Genomic DNA, 19,159 nt, shown 5'->3' on the forward strand with positions numbered 1-19,159 from the left:
CAGATGGTGGTCAGCGCCGCAGCCTCTTCCTCATCCGACAACGCAGGCGCGGGGTTTGTTACCTCCGATCTTGACGTGGGGCCGTTGGGTAATAAAAGCTGGCTGGATACGCCCTGGTCCAGCAATACCATTACGCAGCCGATGATCGAAAATCAGCAGGCGAAAAGCGTCAGCGACCTGCTGAAATACGCGCCCGATACGCAGATGCAGGCGCGCGGCGGCATGGACGTTGGGCGTCCGCAAAGCCGTGGGATGCAGGGCAGCGTGGTGGCGAACAGCCGACTCGATGGGTTAAATATGGTCGCCACCACCGCCTTTCCGGTAGAGATGCTGGAGCGGCTGGACGTGCTGAACAGCCTGACCGGCGCGCTGTATGGCCCCGCCAGCCCGGCCGGACAGTTTAACTTTGTCGCCAAGCGCCCAACCGCCGAGCCGCTGCACCGCGTCACGCTCGGCTACCAAAGCCGCAACGCCTATAGCGGACACATTGATTTAGGCGGACATTTCGATCGGGACAACCGCTTCGGCTATCGCCTGAATCTGCTGGATGAGGATGGCGAAGGCAGCGTTGATGACAGCACGCTGCGCCGCAGGCTGGTTTCACTGGCGCTGGACTGGAATATCCAGCCGGGCACGCAGCTGCAGCTGAACGCCAGCCACTATGAGTTTTTACAGAAAGGCTATGCGGGCGGCTTCAGCTACGGCCCGACCATCAATCTGCCCTCCGCGCCGAATCCCAAAAATAAAAATTTCGCGCTGCCAACCGCGGGCAACGATTTAACCACCGATACGCTCAGCATCCGGCTGATCCACTATTTTAATCAGGACTGGTCGTTAACCACGGGCGTGGGCTGGCAACAGGCGGATCGCGCCATGCGCTCCCTGTCGAATAAGCTGGCGGATAATGACGGCACGCTTAGCCGCTCCATCAGCGATTCCAGCGCCGCCGGCCGTTTCCGCGTGCTGAGCAATAGCCTGGCGCTGAACGGTCATGTTGATACCGGCAGCGTTGGGCACGATCTCGCCTTTGCCACCAGCGGCTACGTCTGGTCAATTTATGGCGCGAAAGATAGCGGCACCACCTATAACCTTGGCTCTTCATCGATTAATAACCCTTCCGCGCTGGAAGAGCCGGGCGATGGCAAAATTAATAAACATGGCGCCCGTTATAAATCCAGCGATAACAGCCAGCAGAGCATCACGGTGGGCGATACCCTGACCTTTAATCCGCAGTGGTCGGCGATGTTTTATCTCAGCCAGAGCTGGCTGGAAACGCAAAGCTTCGACAAACAGCACAGTAAAACCAGTCAGGTTAATGAAAACGGCCTCAGCCCTAACGTGGCGCTGATGTATCACATCACCCCAACGCTGATGGCCTGGATCAGCTACGCCGATTCGCTGGAACAGGGCGGCACCGCGCCCACCGGCGTCGGCGTAAAAAATGAGGGGCAGACGCTCGATCCCTATCGCAGCGAGCAGTATGAGCTGGGCCTGAAGGCCGATTTAGGCGTAATGAACCTTGGCGCGGCGCTGTTCCGCCTGAAACGTCCGTTTGCCTGGGTCGATCCCAGCGACATGATGTATAAGGAACAGGGCGATCAGGTGAATAACGGCCTGGAGCTGACGGCGACCGGCAGGCTCTGGCAGGGCCTGAATATCTACAGCGGCGTGACGTTCCTCGATCCGCAGCTGAAGAAAACCGCCTCCGCAAGCACCAGCGATAAACGCGTGGTTGGCGTGCCGAAAACCCAGGCGAACCTGCTGATGGAATATAATTTGCCGTCAATGCCGCAGCTGGTTTACAGCGCCAATGTCCATTACACCGGCCGTCGCGCCGCCAACGCCACCAATACCAGCTGGGCCGCCAGCTATACCACGCTCGATCTCGGCGCACGCTACAGCACGAAAATCGATCGGCTGCCGACCACCTTCCGCATCGCCGTGAATAACGTCACCAATAAACGCTACTGGGCCTCTATTTTTGCCACCGATACCGATGGCAACGGCGGCGCATCCAGCGCGTTTCCGGGGGCCGGACGTGAAGTCCGCGCCTCGGTAACCTTCGACTTCTAACCGGAGCGGCGCGCTGTCTCAGCGCGCCGGAATATGATGAAATTATCCCTTCCCTCCGCTCTGCTGGCCTGCCTGCTGCTGCCGTCGCTGCTATTTGCCGCGCCTGAGCATAATGATATTCGCGTCGCCACGCCGTGGCCGGCGCAAAACACCATTATCGCCATGCTGGGCTATGGTCAGAATATTGTCGGCACCTCAGCGGTCGCCAAACGTATTCCGCTGTTTCGTCAGTTTTATCCGGCGATTGAACAAGTGCCGGTGATTGGCGTCACCAGCAGTCATGAAATCAACCCGGAGCAGGTTATCGCCCTACGTACGCAGCTGCTGTTTTTGCCGGAAAATATGTCGATCGCGCAGCCCGGCGTGCTGCAACAGGCCGGGGTAAAAGTGCTGGCGCTGCGGGCCAATTCGATGCAGGCGCTGGTGGATCGCGTCATGATCAGCGGTCAGGCGCTGGGGCCGGATGCGGTGCAGGTGGCGCAGCGCTATCAGCGTTATTTTCAGCATAATGTGGCGCTGGTACAGGATCGCCTTAAAGATTTGCCGGAAAGCCAGCGGCTGAAGGTTTATCACAGTATGGGCAGCGCGTTGACCACTACCGGTCGTCCCTCGCTGAATCAGGACTGGATGGATTTAGCCGGCGCGCGCAACGTGGCGGCGGACTGGTTTAGCCAGGAGAAAAACAGCGCGGGCGAAGTGCCGCTGGAGAAGGTGGCACAGGCCAACCCCGATGTGATTGTGGCGATGAATAAACGCGACGCCGAGATTATCCGCAGCTCTGCGCAGTGGCAGGGGATCGCGGCGGTGCAAAAACATCGGGTATATGTGAATCCCAAAGGGATGTTCTGGTGGTGCCGGGAGACCAGCGAAGAGGCGTTACAGTTTCTATGGCTGGCGAAAACGCTTTATCCGCAGCGCTTTCAGGATATTGATATGCAGCAGGAAACGCGGCGTTTTTACCACGACTTTTTTGGCATGACTTTAAGCGATAAACAGATCCAGGCTATTTTGCTGCCGGAGTAAAATTTGATAGCGCCTGCGGGATGCCGGGCTGTTCGGCAGGCGTGATCTTCGCCTGCCGGAGCGCGCTTAACGTTTGAGATTATTCGCCTTTATGGGTGTTCACCACCTGGCCGATGCCCTGACCTTTCAGCTCTTCTGCCGGATCGGCAAAGAAATCGATATTAAAATAAGTATCGTCGGTCAGCACTTCTACATGGTGCCAGTATTCCGGTGGGCTAATGCCAAAATGCCCCGCCTCAATCACCACTTCGATTTCTGGCTTTTCATCATGCTCGTTGGCGAAACCATAATATTTCACCGCGCCCTGCATTACGGAGAGACGGCCATAAACACCCTTTTTGGTGTTGTGGTGAGTCAGCAGCGCGCGCGGCACGCTCTCTTTATTCCAAAACGGGGTGGAACGGGTATGTACGAAATGTTCAGGAATGCGATGTGTCATGATGAGATCCTCTTATATTTTCATTTAATCTTTCATGGTTCTTTCTATTGCAACCCCTGTGCCAGTCTGATTAACCCTATTTTTATCATTGAGTTAGTTATCTTCCCGCTACGCAAAATTGTTAAAAAGACGCGGCTAAAAATCGTCGATTTGACAATACGCTGTAGCACTGACACTCTCTTGCGGCTGGCTAAAGTTTATACCGCCAGACACAACCTGCCTGCGCCTTTTACTGTCGGCCCGCTGAACTTCTGTTAAACTGAGCGCCGCAAACCTGCCTGATTAGAGATTTTCCCGTGACTGCTTTTTCCACCCTGACGCAACTGCCCGCCAGCCAGCTCGATAACCTGCGCGAAATGGGCTTCGATGCCATGACGCCCATTCAGGCCGCCGCCCTGCCCGCCATTCTTGACGGTCGTGACGTGCGCGCCCAGGCAAAAACCGGCAGCGGTAAGACCGCTGCGTTTGGGCTGGGCATCCTGCAACATATTGATACCGCGCAATATCAGACCCAGTCGCTGGTGCTGTGTCCTACGCGTGAGCTGGCTGAACAGGTCAGCAATGAGCTGCGTCGCCTGGCGCGCTTTACACGCAATATAAAAATCCTGACGCTGTGCGGCGGCCAGCCGGTTGCCGCACAGCGCGACTCGCTGGTACATGCGCCGCATATTGTGGTGGGTACGCCGGGCCGTATTATCGATCACCTGAAGCGTGAAACGCTGGATCTTTCTCAGCTGCGCACGCTGGTGCTGGACGAGGCTGACCGGATGCTGGAGATGGGTTTTCTGGAAGATATGGAAACGATCGTCAGCCATACGCCGCCGCAGCGCCAGACGCTGCTGTTTTCCGCCACCTGGCCGCACGGCATTATCGCCATCGGCAAGCGTTTTCAGCGTGATGCGCTCTCCATCGCCACGGAAGATGTCACCGAGCTGCCGACCATCGAGCAATATTTTTATGAAGCGAACAGCCGGGAAAAATTACCGCTGCTGATCGCCCTGCTCAGTCAGCAGCAGCCCACCTCCTGCGTGGTGTTCTGCAATACCAAACGCGAGTGCGACGATATTGCCGCCGCGCTGGAGAACAGCAATATCAGCGCGCTGGCGCTGCATGGCGATCTGGAGCAGCGCGACCGTGACCGGGTGCTGATCCGCTTTGCTAACGGCAGCTGCCGGGTGCTGGTAGCGACCGACGTCGCCGCGCGCGGGCTGGATATTAAAGCGCTGGCAATGGTCGTGAACTATCAGCTCTCTTTCGATCCGGAAGTGCATGTTCACCGTATCGGCCGTACCGCACGCGCCGGTGAGCAGGGCACGGCGGTAAGCTTTGTCGCGCCGGATGAGATGGTGCGAGCGCACGCGCTGGAAGATTATTTACAGCAGACGCTGAACTGGGTCTCTTCGGCTGCGCTGAAAAATCAGCCGCAGCAGGCGTTGCCCGCCGCCATGATGACGCTGTGTATCGACGGTGGCCGCAAGGCGAAAATCCGTCCGGGCGATATTCTCGGCGCGCTAACCGGCGAGGCGGGATTCAGCGCCGATCTGATCGGCAAGATTGATTTGACCCCGACGCACGCCTATGTCGCTATCGCCGCCGCACAGGCGAAGGCGGCGTTGATTAAGCTTAAACAGGGCAAAATCAAAGGCAAAAGCTGTCGCGCTATCCTGCTGAAATAACCTCTGCGGCGCGCTTTTTATTCGTAAAAAGCGCGCCCGCCGCTTATCTTCCTTCTTCTGTTTATCACTCCCTTTAAGCGATTTATTCCTTGCGGCAGCAAAGGTACGGCTATGCTGTTAAGCTGGCATAACGACCATCATGTCCAGGGGAAAATTATGGGAATTGCTGAGAGAAAAAATTATTCACGGCTGGGTGAGATAAAAGGCCCTTACGTACATGCGGTCCGTCACGGCGAAACGCTCTATATCTCCGGGCTGACGGCGTTTGGCAGCGCGGCGCAACAGGCGGATATCGCGACGCAGGCTGAAGAGATTTTTCGCCAGCTGCGCCTGATTGCCGAAGACGAAGGAACGTCGCTGCATGCGCTGCTGAAAGTGACTATTTTCGTTACCTCGCTAAGCGAGATCGATGCCCTGCGAGCGGTGCTGTACCGCAACTATGGCGACCATCTGCCCGCCAGCTCGCTGGTGCAGGTGAGCCAGCTGTTTTCGCCCGATCTTACGATAGAGATAGAGGCGATTCTGGCGCTGAATCACTAAACGAATATCAAAACCGGGCCTTGTCCTGTTCAGGACGTCTGCCCGGTGCAGATGGTTAGTACGTCTGCGGCGTAACCTTTTTCACGCATGCGCCGTGCTCATCCGCCGCATGCAACGCGGTCTGCAACCGGATAAACAGCGCTTCATCGGCCACGCTCCACATCTCCCCTTTTCCCTTCAGCAGTTCACGTAACAGCGTTGACCACTGCCCAAGGCGACCCCACTCTTCCGAAGACAAAACGGGTGACGATGCTTTATCTGCTACAACAGCCATAAACAACCCCATAAATCAATGATGCCGCTAAAGCCAAATGCTGGCGGTAAGCTATGTTAATTCAGGGAGGTCAAGGTTTCCCAGCAATCGGTCGTTAGCGCGTGATTTTCCAGATTTTCTTTAGCTGCGCCGATAATAACGTCTACCCTTTATCTGGGGAGAAACCAGACAATAAAGGGAGCTATGTGAACTATGGTTGTGAACAGTATCGTTTATCGCAACGGAGAGCGGGAAGAAGTGATTGTTCCCGAAAATATCAGCGGTGTGCTCAATGAGCCGGATACGTTTATCTGGCTGGGACTGTATCAACCCGATCCGCCGTTTATGAAAAAGATGCAGGAAGAGTTTGGCCTGCATGAACTGGCGATAGAGGATGCCCTCACCGCTCACCAGCGTCCCAAGATTGAACAGTATGGCGAGTCGCTGTTTATTGTGCTGAAAACGGCGCACCTGACGGAAGAGAACCGGATTGAACTTGGCGAAACGCACTTCTTTATCAGCGAAAAATTCCTGATTACCGTGCGTCACGGCGCGTCAGACAGCTATGCGCCGCTCCGTATGCGGGCGGAAGAACGCACGGAAATGCTGAGTCAAGGCGTCGGCTTTCCGCTCTACTGCATTCTCGACTTTATCGTCGATAACTACAGCAACATAACCGCCACGCTCGGTGAACGTATTAACGAACTGGAGGCCGCAATGTTCCGCACCGAATTCGATCGCCGGGCGGTGCAGGAGGTTCATATGCTGCGGCGACAGCTGCTGGCATTACGCAACGCGGCAATGCCGGTTGATGAGATATGTAATCAGCTGGTTCGTCTGCATGAAAATATTATTCCCAAACCGCTGCGCGCCTATATCCGCGACGTGCAGGACCATGCGCATCACGTGGTAACCGATACCGACGATATGCGCGAGATCCTGACCAACGCCATGCATGTAAACCTGGCGCTGGTGACGGTGCAGCAAAACGAGGTGGTGAAAAAACTGGCGGGCTGGGGCGCAATTCTGGTGATCCCGACGGTGATTTTCAGCATGTACGGGATGAACTTCGAGAGTATGCCGGAGATCCATTCGCCCTACGGCTATCCCCTTTCCATTCTCGGTACGCTATTAATCTGCTTTGTGCTTTATCGACGGCTAAAACGCTCCGGCTGGCTGTAGTTCAGCATCTTCGTCTGTTTTGCGGCGACACGGCTGTGGATGGAACACCGCGCGGGCGACGCTGGCGCCACGCGCGGTTAGCGATTAGCCTTCCGTTAACGACGGACGTAGCTTAAATACCCCAACGCTTTCCAGCAGTTTTTCCGCCTGCAACTGTAGCGACTGCGCCGCCGCCGTCGATTCCTGCGACAGCGATGCGTTTTGCTGGGTAGCGGTATCCATCTGCGTTACCGCGATGTTGACCTGATCGATGCCGGTGCTCTGCTCTTCGCTGGCAGTTGACACGCTTTCCATCAGCTCGCTAACGCGCTTCACGCCGGTAATAATCTCCGCCATAGTCGCGCCTGCGCTTTTCACCAGTTCGTTGCCTTCCGCCACGCAGCTCACAGAGCGGTCGATCAAGCGGTGAATCTCCTGGGCGGCGCTGGCTGAACGCTGCGCCAGCGCCCGCACTTCGGCGGCCACTACCGCAAAACCGCGCCCCTCAACCCCAGCGCGCGCCGCCTCTACCGCCGCATTAAGCGCCAGGATATTGGTCTGGAAAGCGATGCCGTCGATCACGCTGATAATGTCGTTAATCTGCTGTGAAGAGTGGTGGATTTCACTCATGGTCTGCACTACTTTCTCCACCACCTCGCCGCCCTGCCCGGCCATTTTGCTGGTATCGCTGGCGATAGCGCTGGCATGACCGGCGTTCCGGGCGTTGTTTTTCACCACTGACGTCAGCTCTTCCATTGAGGCGGCGGTCTGTTCCAGCGCGCTGGCCTGCGATTCATTGCGTGAAGAGAGCTCACGGCTGCCGTTAGCGATCTGTACGGAGGCCGTAGCGATGGTTTCGGTGCCGTTGCGTACTCCGGCGACGATCGACGCCAGGTTATCATTCATCTCGCGCAGCGCCGACATCAGCTCTGCGGTTTCATCGCGTCCCTGCGGCGTTATCACCGTTTGTAAATCGCCCGACGCTACGGTACGCGCTACCGATACCGCCGCTTTTAGCGGATGAGTAATGCTGCGCACCAGCCACCAGGTGATCAGGCTGCCAGCCAGCAATATCGCCACCATGGAGCCCCAGAGCAGGTTGCGGGTCTGCTGATAGTGCCTCAGGTTGCGCTCGGTCATCTGTTGATTCAGGAGCTGGGCATGCGCCAGGGTGCGCGTTACCACTTCGTCGATCATTTTGGTCGGCTCCCGGTCGATGCCGGTAACCAGATGATCCACACGCTGAGCGCTGCTGGGGTCAGCAATATTATATTGTTGCAGCGCATGGAGATATTGCCGTTGCAGATCGGCATGTAACTGTAGCGTCTGCTGCACGACTTTCGGATTCATGCCAATTTCCTGCTGTAGCGTTAACAGCTTACGCAGTAAAGCCTGGGTGTGTTCGCTTTGTTTTAAAAACGCCGCACGATACTTATCAAATGCTGCTTCGCCCTGCGTGCCGCGCAGCAGGATATTTTTCCACTCCTGCACCTGCACTTTAAACTGTACCTGCGCGTTACGCGCGGTGTCGATACTTTCGGCAACGCGCATTTCGCTTGCCATAATCCCGTTAATTTTTTCCAGCCCATCGGCATTCACGCTAATACCGTGCAGCCCGCAAAATAGCGTAGCCAGCAGCAACAATGTGGCAAGGAAGCCGAGCCGTTGCCCGATCCTGAATTGATTAAGTTTCATATTTTTCCCGTGGTGATAAAAAACGCAGCCAATACGGTGCGTTTATAGGTTATCGACCGCAAGCTTACAGGGCTTTATGATTAATGCAGGAGAATAAGCGCGGCCAGCGAGACGCTAACTTTTTAGCCAGCCTTTTTACTCAGGACGGGAGTTGCCCTGGTAAGGGATTTCCGGGCAACAGGCCCAGCAGTTGGCATTAAATTAACCGCCGCTTCGTCGCGCCACAGCCGGGGGAAGGGGTTGATCGGGTGGCGCGCCCGCAGCATTAATTCGGGCCTGAGACGGACGCTGGCCCTACGGAGTCGCGGACTACCAGGGTTCCGGTTAAGCCATGCTCTGGCGTATCCAGCGGCAGATTGACTATTTGTTCTACCGCGCACTGGATCATTTGCTCAATCGGCGTATCCAGCGTGGTCAGCGACGGGGAAAAATAGTGACCGATTTTGGCATTATCAAACCCGGCGACGGAAATATCCTGCGGCACCCTTAGCCCACGATCTTTTAGCGCCTTGATCGCGCCCAGCGCCATGTCATCGTTAGCGGCCAGTAGCGCGGTAAAGCTTTCTGCGCCATCAATCAGCGTTAGCGCCGCCTGATAACCGCTCTCCATACTCCAGTCGCCCTGCGCAATCAGCGCGGCGCTGTCAGGGCTCGCTTTATCCTGCCACGCCTGCTGGCGCGCCTGGTTGCTGGGAGAGGGCATTTTGCCGGAGATATAGGCGATGCGGGAGTGTCCCTGACTGAGCAGATAATCCATCATGATTTCGCCGCCGCGATAGTGATCGATAAAGATATTGCGGTCAGGACGAACGGTAAGCTGCTGATTAAGTATCATCACCGGCACCGGGCTTTCATTAATGATTTTTTCCAGCTGCGCCTGTGAGGTATGGCGGGGATATACCATTATTCCGGCGCATTTCATCCGTACCAGAAAATCGATGGCGTTGATCTCTTCGTCGGCGGAATGTTTACCATCGGCAAAAATAAGCCGATGGTCATGCTGTTCACAAAATTTCGCCGCGTTATACACCAGCGTGGAGAAAAAAGGACCGTTATAAACCTCGTTAGTAATCACCAGGCCAATCATGCTGCTTTTTTGCGTAGCCAGCTGCTGCGCCAGCAGATTAGGACGATACCCCGTCTCGGCAATCGCTTTATATACCAGCGCCTTCACCTCTTCCCTGACGACGTTTTTACCATTCAACACGCGCGATACCGTGGATTTGGAAACCCCGGCGCAGCGCGCAACGTCCAGCATTGTAACCATTACAGCCTCGCTTATAGACAGAACGATCTCCCTCGGCAGGAGCGGCTAAAACGGCACTAGTATATCGTAAAGCTTACCGGACAGAGCAAGGTTATAACGCCGCTAGCTGACCGCCATCACCGGCGCGCCGGAGGCGACCGGGCCGTTATGAATATATTTAGTCATCTGGTAATCCTCGCTGTTTATGACCAGGAAAGGCGTGGTGATGTCGTAGCCGGATGCAATAACGTCGCTGCGCTGAAATTTAATCAGCGGCGTACCGGCGCTAACCCTGTCCCCTATTTTGACCAGCGTAGAGAAGTGCTTGCCGCCGAGCTTTACCGTATCCAGCCCAACGTGGATTAGCAGCTCTGCGCCGTTTGCGCACAGCAGGCCAACGGCATGATGGCTGTCAACCGTGCTCGCCACTTCGGCATCGCAGGGCGACACGATAACGTCCTCTTCAGGTATGATGGCGATGCCGTCGCCCAGCAGACCGCCGGAAAAGGTTTCATCGCTGACCTCAGCCAGCGGCAAGGCGTTGCCCGCCACCGGACTCATCAGCGTTAAGGTCGATGCCGATGTCGCGACCGGCGAAGCAGTTACCGTCCGGGCCGCCGAAGCTGGAGAGGCCGGCGCTGCCGGAGCCGCGCCGCGGGACTCATCCGATTTTGCTTCCGGCTCCTTAAAGCCCACGACGAAAACCAGGATAAAGGTGACCACCAGCGTCACCAGCACGCCCGTTACCTCACCGATAAAGGAGAGCGGATTTTCCGGGCTAATGGCGTTCACAATGGTCAACAGGCCCGGCAGTCCGGCATAGGCGTAGTAATAGCTGCCAAACAGGCTGGTAACGATCGCCCCAACGGCGCCGCCGATACAGCCGCAGATAAAGGGCTTTTTCAGTTTCAGCGTGACGCCGTAAATCGCAGGTTCGGTAATACCGAATACGCCGGTCAGCCCGGCAGAATAAGCCACGGTTTTAAAGCCGCGCTGCTTCGCTTTCAGCGCACAGGCAAAGGCTGCCGTCATCTGCCCTACCACCGCCATAGTCTGAAAGGCCTGGAATGAGTCGCGGCCATGCAAATCAAAGTTGGCCATCACCACCGGCGTAATGCCCCAGTGGACGCCGAAAATAACGATAACCTGCCAGACGCCGCCAATTACCGCCGCCGCCAGCGCAGGCGCGGTTTCAAACAGCCAGTTGTAACCCATCGCAATGCCATTGGCGAGGCCCGACGTCAGCGGTCCAATCAGTACCAGCGTCAGGGGAACCATAATCACCACACAAATCAGCGGCGTGAACAGCGGCGCAATAACCTGCGGTAAAACGCGTTCGACAAAGCGTTCAAGGTAAGAGAGCCCCAGCACCAGGAACAGCGGCGGCAGTACCGATGAGGTATAAACCGTTTCGGCCAGCGGAAGCGAGAAAAACGTTACCGCATTACCTTTGGCGATCTGCGCGGCAATCACCGCCCAGTCCGGATTGATCAGCGCACAGCAGCAAAACAGGGCAATAAACATATTGCACTTAAAAAATTTCGCGGCGGTAACGGCAATAAATACCGGCAGAAAGGCGAACGGCGTCCAGGAGATAAAGTTAAGCACGCTGAAGGCGCCCGTTTGCTGAAACGACGGCAGGAACCAGGTAACGGTAATCAGAATTCCCTGCAGGATGCCCGCCGCCGCCAGCACATAAATAATCGGCGCAAATACTGCGGACATGGTAGCAATCACCGTATCGAAGAAGCGCCTTTTTTCGCCGCCGCTTTGCAGCTTATCGGTATCCACAATCGCAGCAAGCGCATCATACACGTCCGCCACATGGGTGCCGATCACCACCTGGAACTGGCCACCGCTCAGCACCACGGTAATCACGCCGGGCAGCTGCTTAATATTTTCTACTGCGCCAGCGGGCACCTCTTTCAGCACCAGCCGCAGCCGCGTAGCGCAGCGGGAGAAGCCGATCAGGTTTGTTTCACCGCCTGTTTCCTGCAAAATATCAGAGGCTAATCTGGAATAATCTCTTATTTTTCCCATGGTCATTCCCTGCTGCTAAGTAGTTGAAACCGGTTTCATCCTGACATTGCCACTCGTTTCTGCAACCGGTTTCAATAGGATCTGTGCAACGCATCGCAATTTTTATACTTAGACAGAAAAGGACCAAATCGCTTCGCCTGGAGCGGCAACAGAGAAGTCAAAGAACTCATCGGAAAGATTGCTTTTCAGACAATAATGGGTAATACAGCGTTAATATTAGCCACGCAAAAATGAATTATCGGGTGAGATTAAGGCTTTACAGGGAAAGTTTGTTATTAATGATGCGGATTATTCACCGTTGTTGATTTATGGAGTTGGTACTTTTATGGCCTTTTCCGGCAATGGAAATTACCGTAATAAAGGTGATGTAATACCTTCCTCTTTTAATAGTTTTTGCGCAGCTATTCGTCCAGCCAGAAAGTCAGCACGGCGCTTAATAGCAATGAAAACGGCGCAGCGACAGCTCACTGCGCCTTATAACGTTAAGACAAGCTATGTTCGGTACGGGCGATAATATCGTCCTGCGCATCAGGAGAGAGTGCGGTAAAGAAGGCCGAGTAGCCCGCAACCCTGACCACTAAATCGCGATATTGATCCGGGTGCTTTTTCGCTTCGATCAGCGTTTCGCGGGAAACGATGTTGTACTGAATATGCCAGCCTTGATGATCCTCAAAGAATGTACGCAGCAGCGCCATCAGCTTCTGACGATCGCTTTCGTTATCCAGCGTCGCCGGGTTCAGCTTCTGGTTAAGCAGGACGCCGCCCAGAATCGAACCGGTTGGCAGCTTGCCTACCGAGCCGATAACCGCGGTTGGCCCCAGATGATCGGTGCCGGAAGCCGGGCTTGCGCCTTCCGCCAGCGGCGTTTTCGCCTTGCGTCCGTCGGGCGTGGCCATAGTTTGCGCGCCAAACGGCACGTTCGCTGAAATGGACGACGTGCCCGCATAGTAATTGCCGCCCACCGGGCCGCGGCCATAGCGCGGATTATGATAGTTTTTAATTTCGTCGATATAGGTCTGATACGCGCGTACCAGCAGCGCGTCGACGCTGTCGTCATCGTTGCCATATTTTGGCGCGCCGTTAATCAGGCGTTGACGCAGCTGTTCATGCGTTAAGCCATCAAAATCGCTGGCCAGCGCCTCCGCCAGCTGCTGCTGACCGATAATGCCCTGCTCAAAGACCAGCTTTTTCACCGCCGTCAGGCCGTTGCCAAGGTTAGCAATGCCAACCTGCAGGCCCGATACCCAGTCATACTTCGCCCCGCCCTGCTTGATGCTTTTGGCGCGCTCGATACAGTCGTCCACCAGCGCCGAGCAAAGAATATCGTGGGCGTTCTCTTCCAGCACGCTATCCACCACATATTCGATCTCTATCGATTTGCGGGTGTAATAACGAATCTGACGATCCCAGCACGCCAGCACCTCATCAAAGCTGCTGAAGTTGCCTTTTGACAGCGCTTTCTCCTGCGGCAAAAATACCTTACCGCTGGTGGCATCGCGTCCGCCCTCCAGCGCCGCCAGCATGACACGCGCAAAGTTAATAAAACTCATGCCGGTACAGCGATAGCCCCACTTACCGCCGACTGCGGTTTCAATACAGCCGATCGCGGCGTACTGATAAGCATCTTCCGCCTCGATCCCTAACTTAATAAACTCCGGGATCACGATCTCATCATTATTAAAGGCGGGCATACCAAAGCCGCAGCGGATCACCTGCACGCAGGCGTTAAGGAAATCATCACCGATCCCCGCGTGATAGCGCACGCTCAGGTTTGGCTGCGTGGAGCGCAAACGGCCGCATGATTCCAGAATAAGATATGACAGTGGATTAACCGCATCCACGCCTTTACCGTTAACCAGGTTTTGGCCGCCGATGGTGACGTTTTGATAGAGCGGACTGCCGGCAGAGGCTTTTGAATGCGAGCCGGAGCGGATTTTATTTACTTCCAGCAGCTTTAACCAGCAGCAGTGCAGCAGCTCAATCGCCTGCTCGCGATCCAGCGTCTGTTCCAGTTCGACATCGCGGCGATAGAACGGATAGAGATATTGATCCATCCGGCCAAACGACACCGAGTGGCCGTTAGACTCGATTTGCAGAATCAGCTGTATAAAGTAGCAAAGCTGCAAAGCCTGCCAGAAGTTTTCAGGCGGCTGATGGGCAATCACCTCGCAGTTTTCCGCAATCGTCAACAGCTCCGCTTTACGGACGGCGCGATCTTCCTGCTCTGCCATCTGGCGCGCCAGTTCGGCGAAGCGCTTGATATGATCGCTAACGCTTTCCAGCACGATAGCGATCGCTTTCAGGAACTGTTCGCCATGCAGATCGTCCAGCACGGTGAGATTAATGCGTGCGCGGCGTTCTGCCACTTTTTCACGCAGGCCATCCAGCCCCAGCTCCAGCAGCAGCGGGAAATTTACTGCCAGATGCGCATCGCCGGAGGTCATATTCCCTTCGGCCTTAATGATGCCCGTGGCGAGCAGCGCCTGCTGTTCATGGGTAAACATGCCGTAGCAGCGGTCCTGCACCGTCTGCCCGCGCCACCACGGACAAATTTCATGCAGCACGCGTTTATTTTCTTCGGAAACGGAAAAACCCGCGCCGGGACGATCGGCCAGATCGTCGATCTCTTTTTCGATCCAGCTTACGGTGTATTCCGGGAAAATCGGCGCGGCGCGCACTTCGCTCGCCTGATTGCCCACAATCAGCTCATCATGCTTAATCCAGAGGGTACGGTTCGCCAGATGATGCGCCAGGGCCAGCGCACGGCGCACCGGCACCGGCTTATCCATATTTTCCTGATAGATTTGCGTGTAGTGCTGCGCGCGTTCGGTGCAAACGGGCGGCTTAACAATGTGTATCAACGCTTGCTTATGGGCCTTGATACGTTCGCTCAGGGTATCGAGTTTCAGGGTCATGTTTTATCCTCTCAATGTCGCTGTCAGGCCTTTTTGTTTTGCGTATGACTCAGCAAAAGTTAATAGCATCGGGCAATCCAGCGGTTTATCCGATGCCAGATAGGGTTGATGTAGCAGGGCATATTTGTTCATGCCTAAGGTGTGGTAAGGCAGGAAATGAATCTCTTTGACGCCGAGCTCATCGGCGGCGAAGTTGACGATGTTGATAATTGCGCGCTGGTTGGCGTTAAACTCCGGGATTAGCGGCACCCGAATGGTGATTTTTTTGCCGGTCGCCGCCAGACGGCGCAGATTGTTCAGCACGCGTTTCGCCGAGCCGCCGGTCCATTGCCTGAAAATATGTTCATCAACGTGTTTCAGATCCGCCAGAAACAGATCGACATGCGGCAGCGAAGGTTCAATATAGCGCCAGGGTACATGCAGACAGGTTTCTACCGCGGTATGGATCCCTTCCTGCCGGCACTGGCGGAACAGCCCGGCCGCCAGCTGCGGGTTCATAAAGGGTTCGCCGCCGGAGAGCGTGACGCCGCCCGCGCTGCGCTGGTAAAAAGCCCGATCGCGCCTGATCGCCGCCATAATCTCTTCGGCATCTTTTTCTTCGCCACATACGGTCAGCGCCAACGTGGGACAGCAGTTTTCCAGCGCGGCGATATGGTCAGGTTCGATTTTTTCGCGCAGGATAACCAGGCCGCTTAAGGTTTTCTGAACCACCGTCGGGGCGGCCTGCTGACACAGATCGCATCCTTCAAGGCAGATCCGTGCGTCATATAACAGATCTTTCTGGCGGGAACGGCTTTCCGGATTTTGGCACCAGAGGCATCCCAGCGAGCAGCCTTTTAAAAACACCACGGTGCGAATGCCCGGACCATCATGCGTGGAATAGCGCTGGATATTAAAAATCATAAAGCCCCCTTTATTGCGCTTGAAGATTGGATAACTTTCGAAAGAAAACCATGTTGACTTCAGTCAATAAAAAAGGCGGCTCTGAGGATATACTCAGCAAAACTTGCTAAGCATCACGATTTCTTAAGGAACTATTTATGGAACTCTATCTCGATACCTCTGATGTCGCAGCCGTCAGGCGGCTGGCACCGATCTTTCCGCTGGCCGGTGTCACCACCAATCCCAGCATTATCGCCAACGGTAAAAAACCGCTTCAGGTAGTGCTGCCTGAACTACAGGAAGCGCTGGGCGGAAAAGGTCGGCTGTTCGCACAGGTTATGGCGGCTGAAGCCGGGAAGATGGTGGAAGATGCCCAAAAACTGCGCGCCATTATCAGCGATCTGGTGGTTAAGGTTCCGGTTACGGCGCAGGGGCTGGCGGCCATTAAACTGCTGAAGGCGGAAGGCATTCCAACATTAGGCACGGCGGTTTATGGCGCTGCGCAGGGCCTGCTGGCGGCGCTGGCCGGTGCGGAATATATCGCTCCCTATGTGAACCGGCTTGATGCGCAGGGCGGCGATGGCATCCAGACGGTAAAAGAGTTACAGCAATTGCTAAAACTGCACGCGCCAGGGACAAAAGTGCTGGCGGCCAGCTTTAAAACGCCACGCCAGGCGCTGGATTGTCTGCTGACGGGCTGCGAGTCCATTACGTTGCCGCTGGATGTCGCGGAGCAGATGATTACTGCTCCGGCAGTTACCGCCGCCGTTGAAAAATTTGAACAGGACTGGTTAACCGCTTTCGGCATGCCGGGTTTATAAGTCCTGCTAATTCATCAGATAACGAAAACCTTCAACCATGCAGCGTGCCTGAAGCCAGCCACGCTGCAGCCTGTCTTCGAATGAAAGCCGCGAAATCCGTTAAATAGCGCTCTGCCTCACACATTTCCGTTATCAATTCTGCTACATTTCCTTCACTAATTTACGAATGAAAGTTAAACTCTTTCATTCAACCAGGTCACCATCACCCTGAGCGGCGGAGAATATAATGAGTACATCTTTTACTTCATTAACCTTACCCACTGATTACAAAAAGAATATCGTTGAGATGAAACGCGCGATGCGTGAGCAAATTGGTGACGTTGAAGGTCTATTCCGCCAGGTGTGCGATAAAATCGAAACCGAGATTGCGGCAGCGCGCGAAGAAGAAAAGGCTAACGGCAGCGCCTGGGCGGAAGTTAACTATACCGATCTGGCGGCGGGCAATATTTCCACACAGCAGATTGCGCATATCAAGCGGCGCGGCTGTCTGGTGGTACGGCAAACGTTCAGCAGAGATAACGCCCTGGCGATGGATCGGTCAATGCTCAGCTATCTGGATGAAAACCACTTTGATGAGCTTTATCGCGGACCGGGCGATAATTTTTTTGGTTCGCTGGAGGCCTCGCGTCCGGAAATTTATCCTATCTACTGGTCAAAGGCGCAAATGGAAGCGCGCCAGAGTCAGCAAATTGCCGCCACGCAGACTTTCCTTAACCATCTGTGGACGTTTCAGCACGCCGGTGGCGACTGGTTTGATCCGGAAGTGAATATTATCTATCCCGATCGTATTCGCCGCCGCCTGCCGGGCACCACTTCCAAAGGGCTTGGCGCGCACACGGACTCCGGTGCGCTGGAGCGCTGGCTGCTGCCCGCCTACCAGAAAGTGTTCCGCAAGATATTTACCCATCGCTTTGCGGAATACGATCCGTGGGATGCGGCTTACCGCCCCGAAGTCAATGAATATGACGTGGATAACACCACCAAATGTTCGGCGTTTCGGACTTTCCAGGGCTGGACGGCGCTGTCGGATATGATTGCCGGACAAGGTCTGCTGCATGTGGTGCCGGTGCCGGAAGCGATGGCCTATGTGTTACTGCGGCCTTTACTGGACGATGTTCCCGAAGATGAACTGTGCGGCGTTGCGCCGGGCAGAGTGCTGCCGGTATCGGAGAAGTGGCATCCTCATCTGATCGCCGGGCTTTGCAGTATCCCGCCGCTGCAGGCGGGAGATTCAGTATGGTGGCACTGCGATGTAATTCACTCGGTAGCGCCGGTGGAAAACCAGCAGGGCTGGGGCAACGTGATGTATATTCCGGCCGCTCCGGCGTGTGCGAAGAACCTCGCCTGTGCCCACAGCGTACGCACCGCGCTGGAAAAAGGCGTTTCGCCGACAGATTTTCCGCGTGAAGATTATGAGCAGACGTGGGAAAACCGCTTCCAGCTAAGCGATCTTAATGCCAGCGGTCGCCGCAGCCTGGGCATGGAAGAGGATTAATTTCCTTTTTTATTAACGGCTTTTTAATGTGCCAGAAGTCTAAAGATTGATGACTTACCCAAAGCGCGGCGAATCCAGCCCAAATGCGATTCCGCCGCGCTTTTGATATACTCCCCTCCCCGGAACAGATGGTGAGACGTCAGATGAACGCAAGGCAATTACAGATAATTCAGCTGGTTAATGAGCGAGGAAGCGTCAGCGTCAGCGAACTGTCCCGTATTACTAAAGTTTCAGAAGTCACCGTTCGTCAGGATTTAAATACGCTGGAAAAAAGCAGCTATCTGAAACGCGTTCACGGTTCCGCCGTTTCTATGGAAAGCGATAACGTTGAGGCGCGGATGCAGGCGCGTTTTCCGCTGAAACAAAGCCTGGCGGAATATGCCGCCTCGCAGGTTCATCCCGGAGAATCGGTATTTATTGAAGGGGGCAGCACTAACGCCCTGCTTGCCCGCTATCTTGCCAACGACGACAGCATTACTATTGTGACCGTCAGCCATTACATTGCCGGGTTATTAAAAAATTCGCGCTGTGAAGTGATTGTCCTGGGCGGTCTGTATCAAAAAAGCAGTGAATCGGTGGTCGGCCCGTTAACGCGCAGCTGTATTCAACAGGTGCATTTTCAGAAAGCCTTTATTGGTATTGATGGCTGGCACCCCGATACCGGTTTTACCGGCAAAAATATGCTGCGCAGCGATATTGTTAATGCGGTGATGGCAAAAGATATTGAAACCTTTGCCTTAACCGACTCGTCTAAATTTGGTCTGATTCATCCCTATCCTCTCGCCCCGGATAAACCCTTCCGCCACGTGATTAGCGACCGGGGAATATCGCCTGAATATCGCCAGATTCTGCAGCGGCAAAATATTAACGTACATCAGGTACAGGAAAAATAGCGGGGCT

At 55.1% G+C, this 19,159-nt stretch carries 15 protein-coding genes and 1 pseudogene; 9 read left to right on the plus strand and 7 right to left on the minus strand.

Annotated features, from left to right (window positions below):
• Positions 1–3 precede the first annotated feature (3 nt).
• Both COO59_RS06175 and COO59_RS06180 read left to right on the plus strand, forming a co-directional pair.
• Complete coding sequence (locus tag COO59_RS06175) at positions 4–2,073, plus strand: TonB-dependent receptor (protein ID WP_240614099.1); 2,070 nt, start codon at positions 4–6, stop codon at positions 2,071–2,073.
• A 36-nt stretch (positions 2,074–2,109) separates the two neighbouring features.
• Positions 2,110–3,096: an ABC transporter substrate-binding protein gene (locus COO59_RS06180; RefSeq protein WP_103058932.1), complete on the plus strand. Its 987-nt coding sequence runs from the start codon at positions 2,110–2,112 to the stop codon at positions 3,094–3,096.
• Positions 3,097–3,175: 79 nt separating this feature from the next.
• Here the strand turns inward: COO59_RS06180 and COO59_RS06185 are convergent, their stop codons facing one another.
• Positions 3,176–3,535 carry a TehB family protein gene (locus tag COO59_RS06185; RefSeq protein WP_103058933.1) on the minus strand — a complete coding sequence of 120 codons (360 nt, stop codon included), beginning with the start codon at positions 3,533–3,535 and terminating at the stop codon, positions 3,176–3,178.
• Between the two features lie 296 nt (positions 3,536–3,831).
• On the opposite strand from COO59_RS06185, the gene dbpA reads away from it, so the two are divergent.
• A complete protein-coding gene (gene dbpA, locus COO59_RS06195; protein WP_103058935.1) occupies positions 3,832–5,211 on the plus strand; it encodes an ATP-dependent RNA helicase DbpA in 1,380 nt (459 codons plus the stop codon).
• A gap of 156 nt (positions 5,212–5,367) precedes the next feature.
• Entirely contained in the window at positions 5,368–5,751 is a 384-nt protein-coding gene (locus tag COO59_RS06200) for a RidA family protein (RefSeq protein ID WP_103059034.1), read from the plus strand.
• A gap of 55 nt (positions 5,752–5,806) precedes the next feature.
• On the opposite strand, the gene COO59_RS20780 is transcribed toward COO59_RS06200, so the two are convergent.
• The gene (locus tag COO59_RS20780) at positions 5,807–6,025 is read right to left on the minus strand and encodes a hypothetical protein (RefSeq protein WP_133158592.1); all 219 of its coding nucleotides are present in this window, start codon (positions 6,023–6,025) and stop codon (positions 5,807–5,809) included.
• A gap of 192 nt (positions 6,026–6,217) precedes the next feature.
• Here COO59_RS20780 and corA point away from each other — a divergent pair, with 192 nt between their 5' ends.
• A complete protein-coding gene (corA, locus tag COO59_RS06205) occupies positions 6,218–7,186 on the plus strand; it encodes a magnesium/cobalt transporter CorA (protein WP_103058936.1) in 969 nt (322 codons plus the stop codon).
• Positions 7,187–7,270: 84 nt separating this feature from the next.
• Here the strand turns inward: corA and COO59_RS06210 are convergent, their stop codons facing one another.
• The 3 genes from COO59_RS06210 to COO59_RS06220 all read right to left on the minus strand — a co-directional run bounded on the left by COO59_RS06210 (position 7,271) and on the right by COO59_RS06220 (position 12,146).
• Positions 7,271–8,860, minus strand: a complete 1,590-nt coding sequence (locus COO59_RS06210) for a methyl-accepting chemotaxis protein (protein WP_103058937.1) — start codon at positions 8,858–8,860, stop codon at positions 7,271–7,273.
• A gap of 265 nt (positions 8,861–9,125) precedes the next feature.
• Positions 9,126–10,127 carry a LacI family DNA-binding transcriptional regulator gene (locus tag COO59_RS06215; RefSeq protein WP_103058938.1) on the minus strand — a complete coding sequence of 334 codons (1,002 nt, stop codon included), beginning with the start codon at positions 10,125–10,127 and terminating at the stop codon, positions 9,126–9,128.
• Positions 10,128–10,229: 102 nt separating this feature from the next.
• On the minus strand, positions 10,230–12,146 hold the full coding sequence (locus tag COO59_RS06220; protein WP_103058939.1) for a glucose PTS transporter subunit IIA: 1,917 nt from the start codon (positions 12,144–12,146) through the stop codon (positions 10,230–10,232).
• Between the two features lie 247 nt (positions 12,147–12,393).
• Between COO59_RS06220 and COO59_RS21175 the strand changes: the two are divergent.
• Positions 12,394–12,510: pseudogene (locus tag COO59_RS21175) on the plus strand (DUF2778 domain-containing protein); the annotation flags it as partial.
• 118 nt (positions 12,511–12,628) lie between these two features.
• Here COO59_RS21175 and COO59_RS06230 read toward each other — a convergent pair.
• On the minus strand, positions 12,629–15,061 hold the full coding sequence (locus tag COO59_RS06230; protein ID WP_103058941.1) for a formate C-acetyltransferase/glycerol dehydratase family glycyl radical enzyme: 2,433 nt from the start codon (positions 15,059–15,061) through the stop codon (positions 12,629–12,631).
• 3 nt (positions 15,062–15,064) lie between these two features.
• Complete coding sequence (locus COO59_RS06235) at positions 15,065–15,964, minus strand: glycyl-radical enzyme activating protein (RefSeq protein WP_103058942.1); 900 nt, start codon at positions 15,962–15,964, stop codon at positions 15,065–15,067.
• Between the two features lie 137 nt (positions 15,965–16,101).
• Here COO59_RS06235 and fsa point away from each other — a divergent pair, with 137 nt between their 5' ends.
• From fsa to COO59_RS06250, 3 genes are all read left to right on the plus strand, one after another.
• Positions 16,102–16,764 carry a fructose-6-phosphate aldolase gene (gene fsa / locus COO59_RS06240; protein ID WP_103058943.1) on the plus strand — a complete coding sequence of 221 codons (663 nt, stop codon included), beginning with the start codon at positions 16,102–16,104 and terminating at the stop codon, positions 16,762–16,764.
• A 226-nt stretch (positions 16,765–16,990) separates the two neighbouring features.
• Entirely contained in the window at positions 16,991–18,259 is a 1,269-nt protein-coding gene (locus COO59_RS06245; RefSeq protein ID WP_103058944.1) for a DUF1479 domain-containing protein, read from the plus strand.
• Between the two features lie 143 nt (positions 18,260–18,402).
• Entirely contained in the window at positions 18,403–19,152 is a 750-nt protein-coding gene (locus COO59_RS06250; RefSeq protein WP_103058945.1) for a DeoR/GlpR family DNA-binding transcription regulator, read from the plus strand.
• Positions 19,153–19,159: the final 7 nt, after the last annotated feature.

It is taken from the genome of Mixta theicola, assembly GCF_002895925.1.
GTDB lineage: Bacteria > Pseudomonadota > Gammaproteobacteria > Enterobacterales > Enterobacteriaceae > Mixta > Mixta theicola.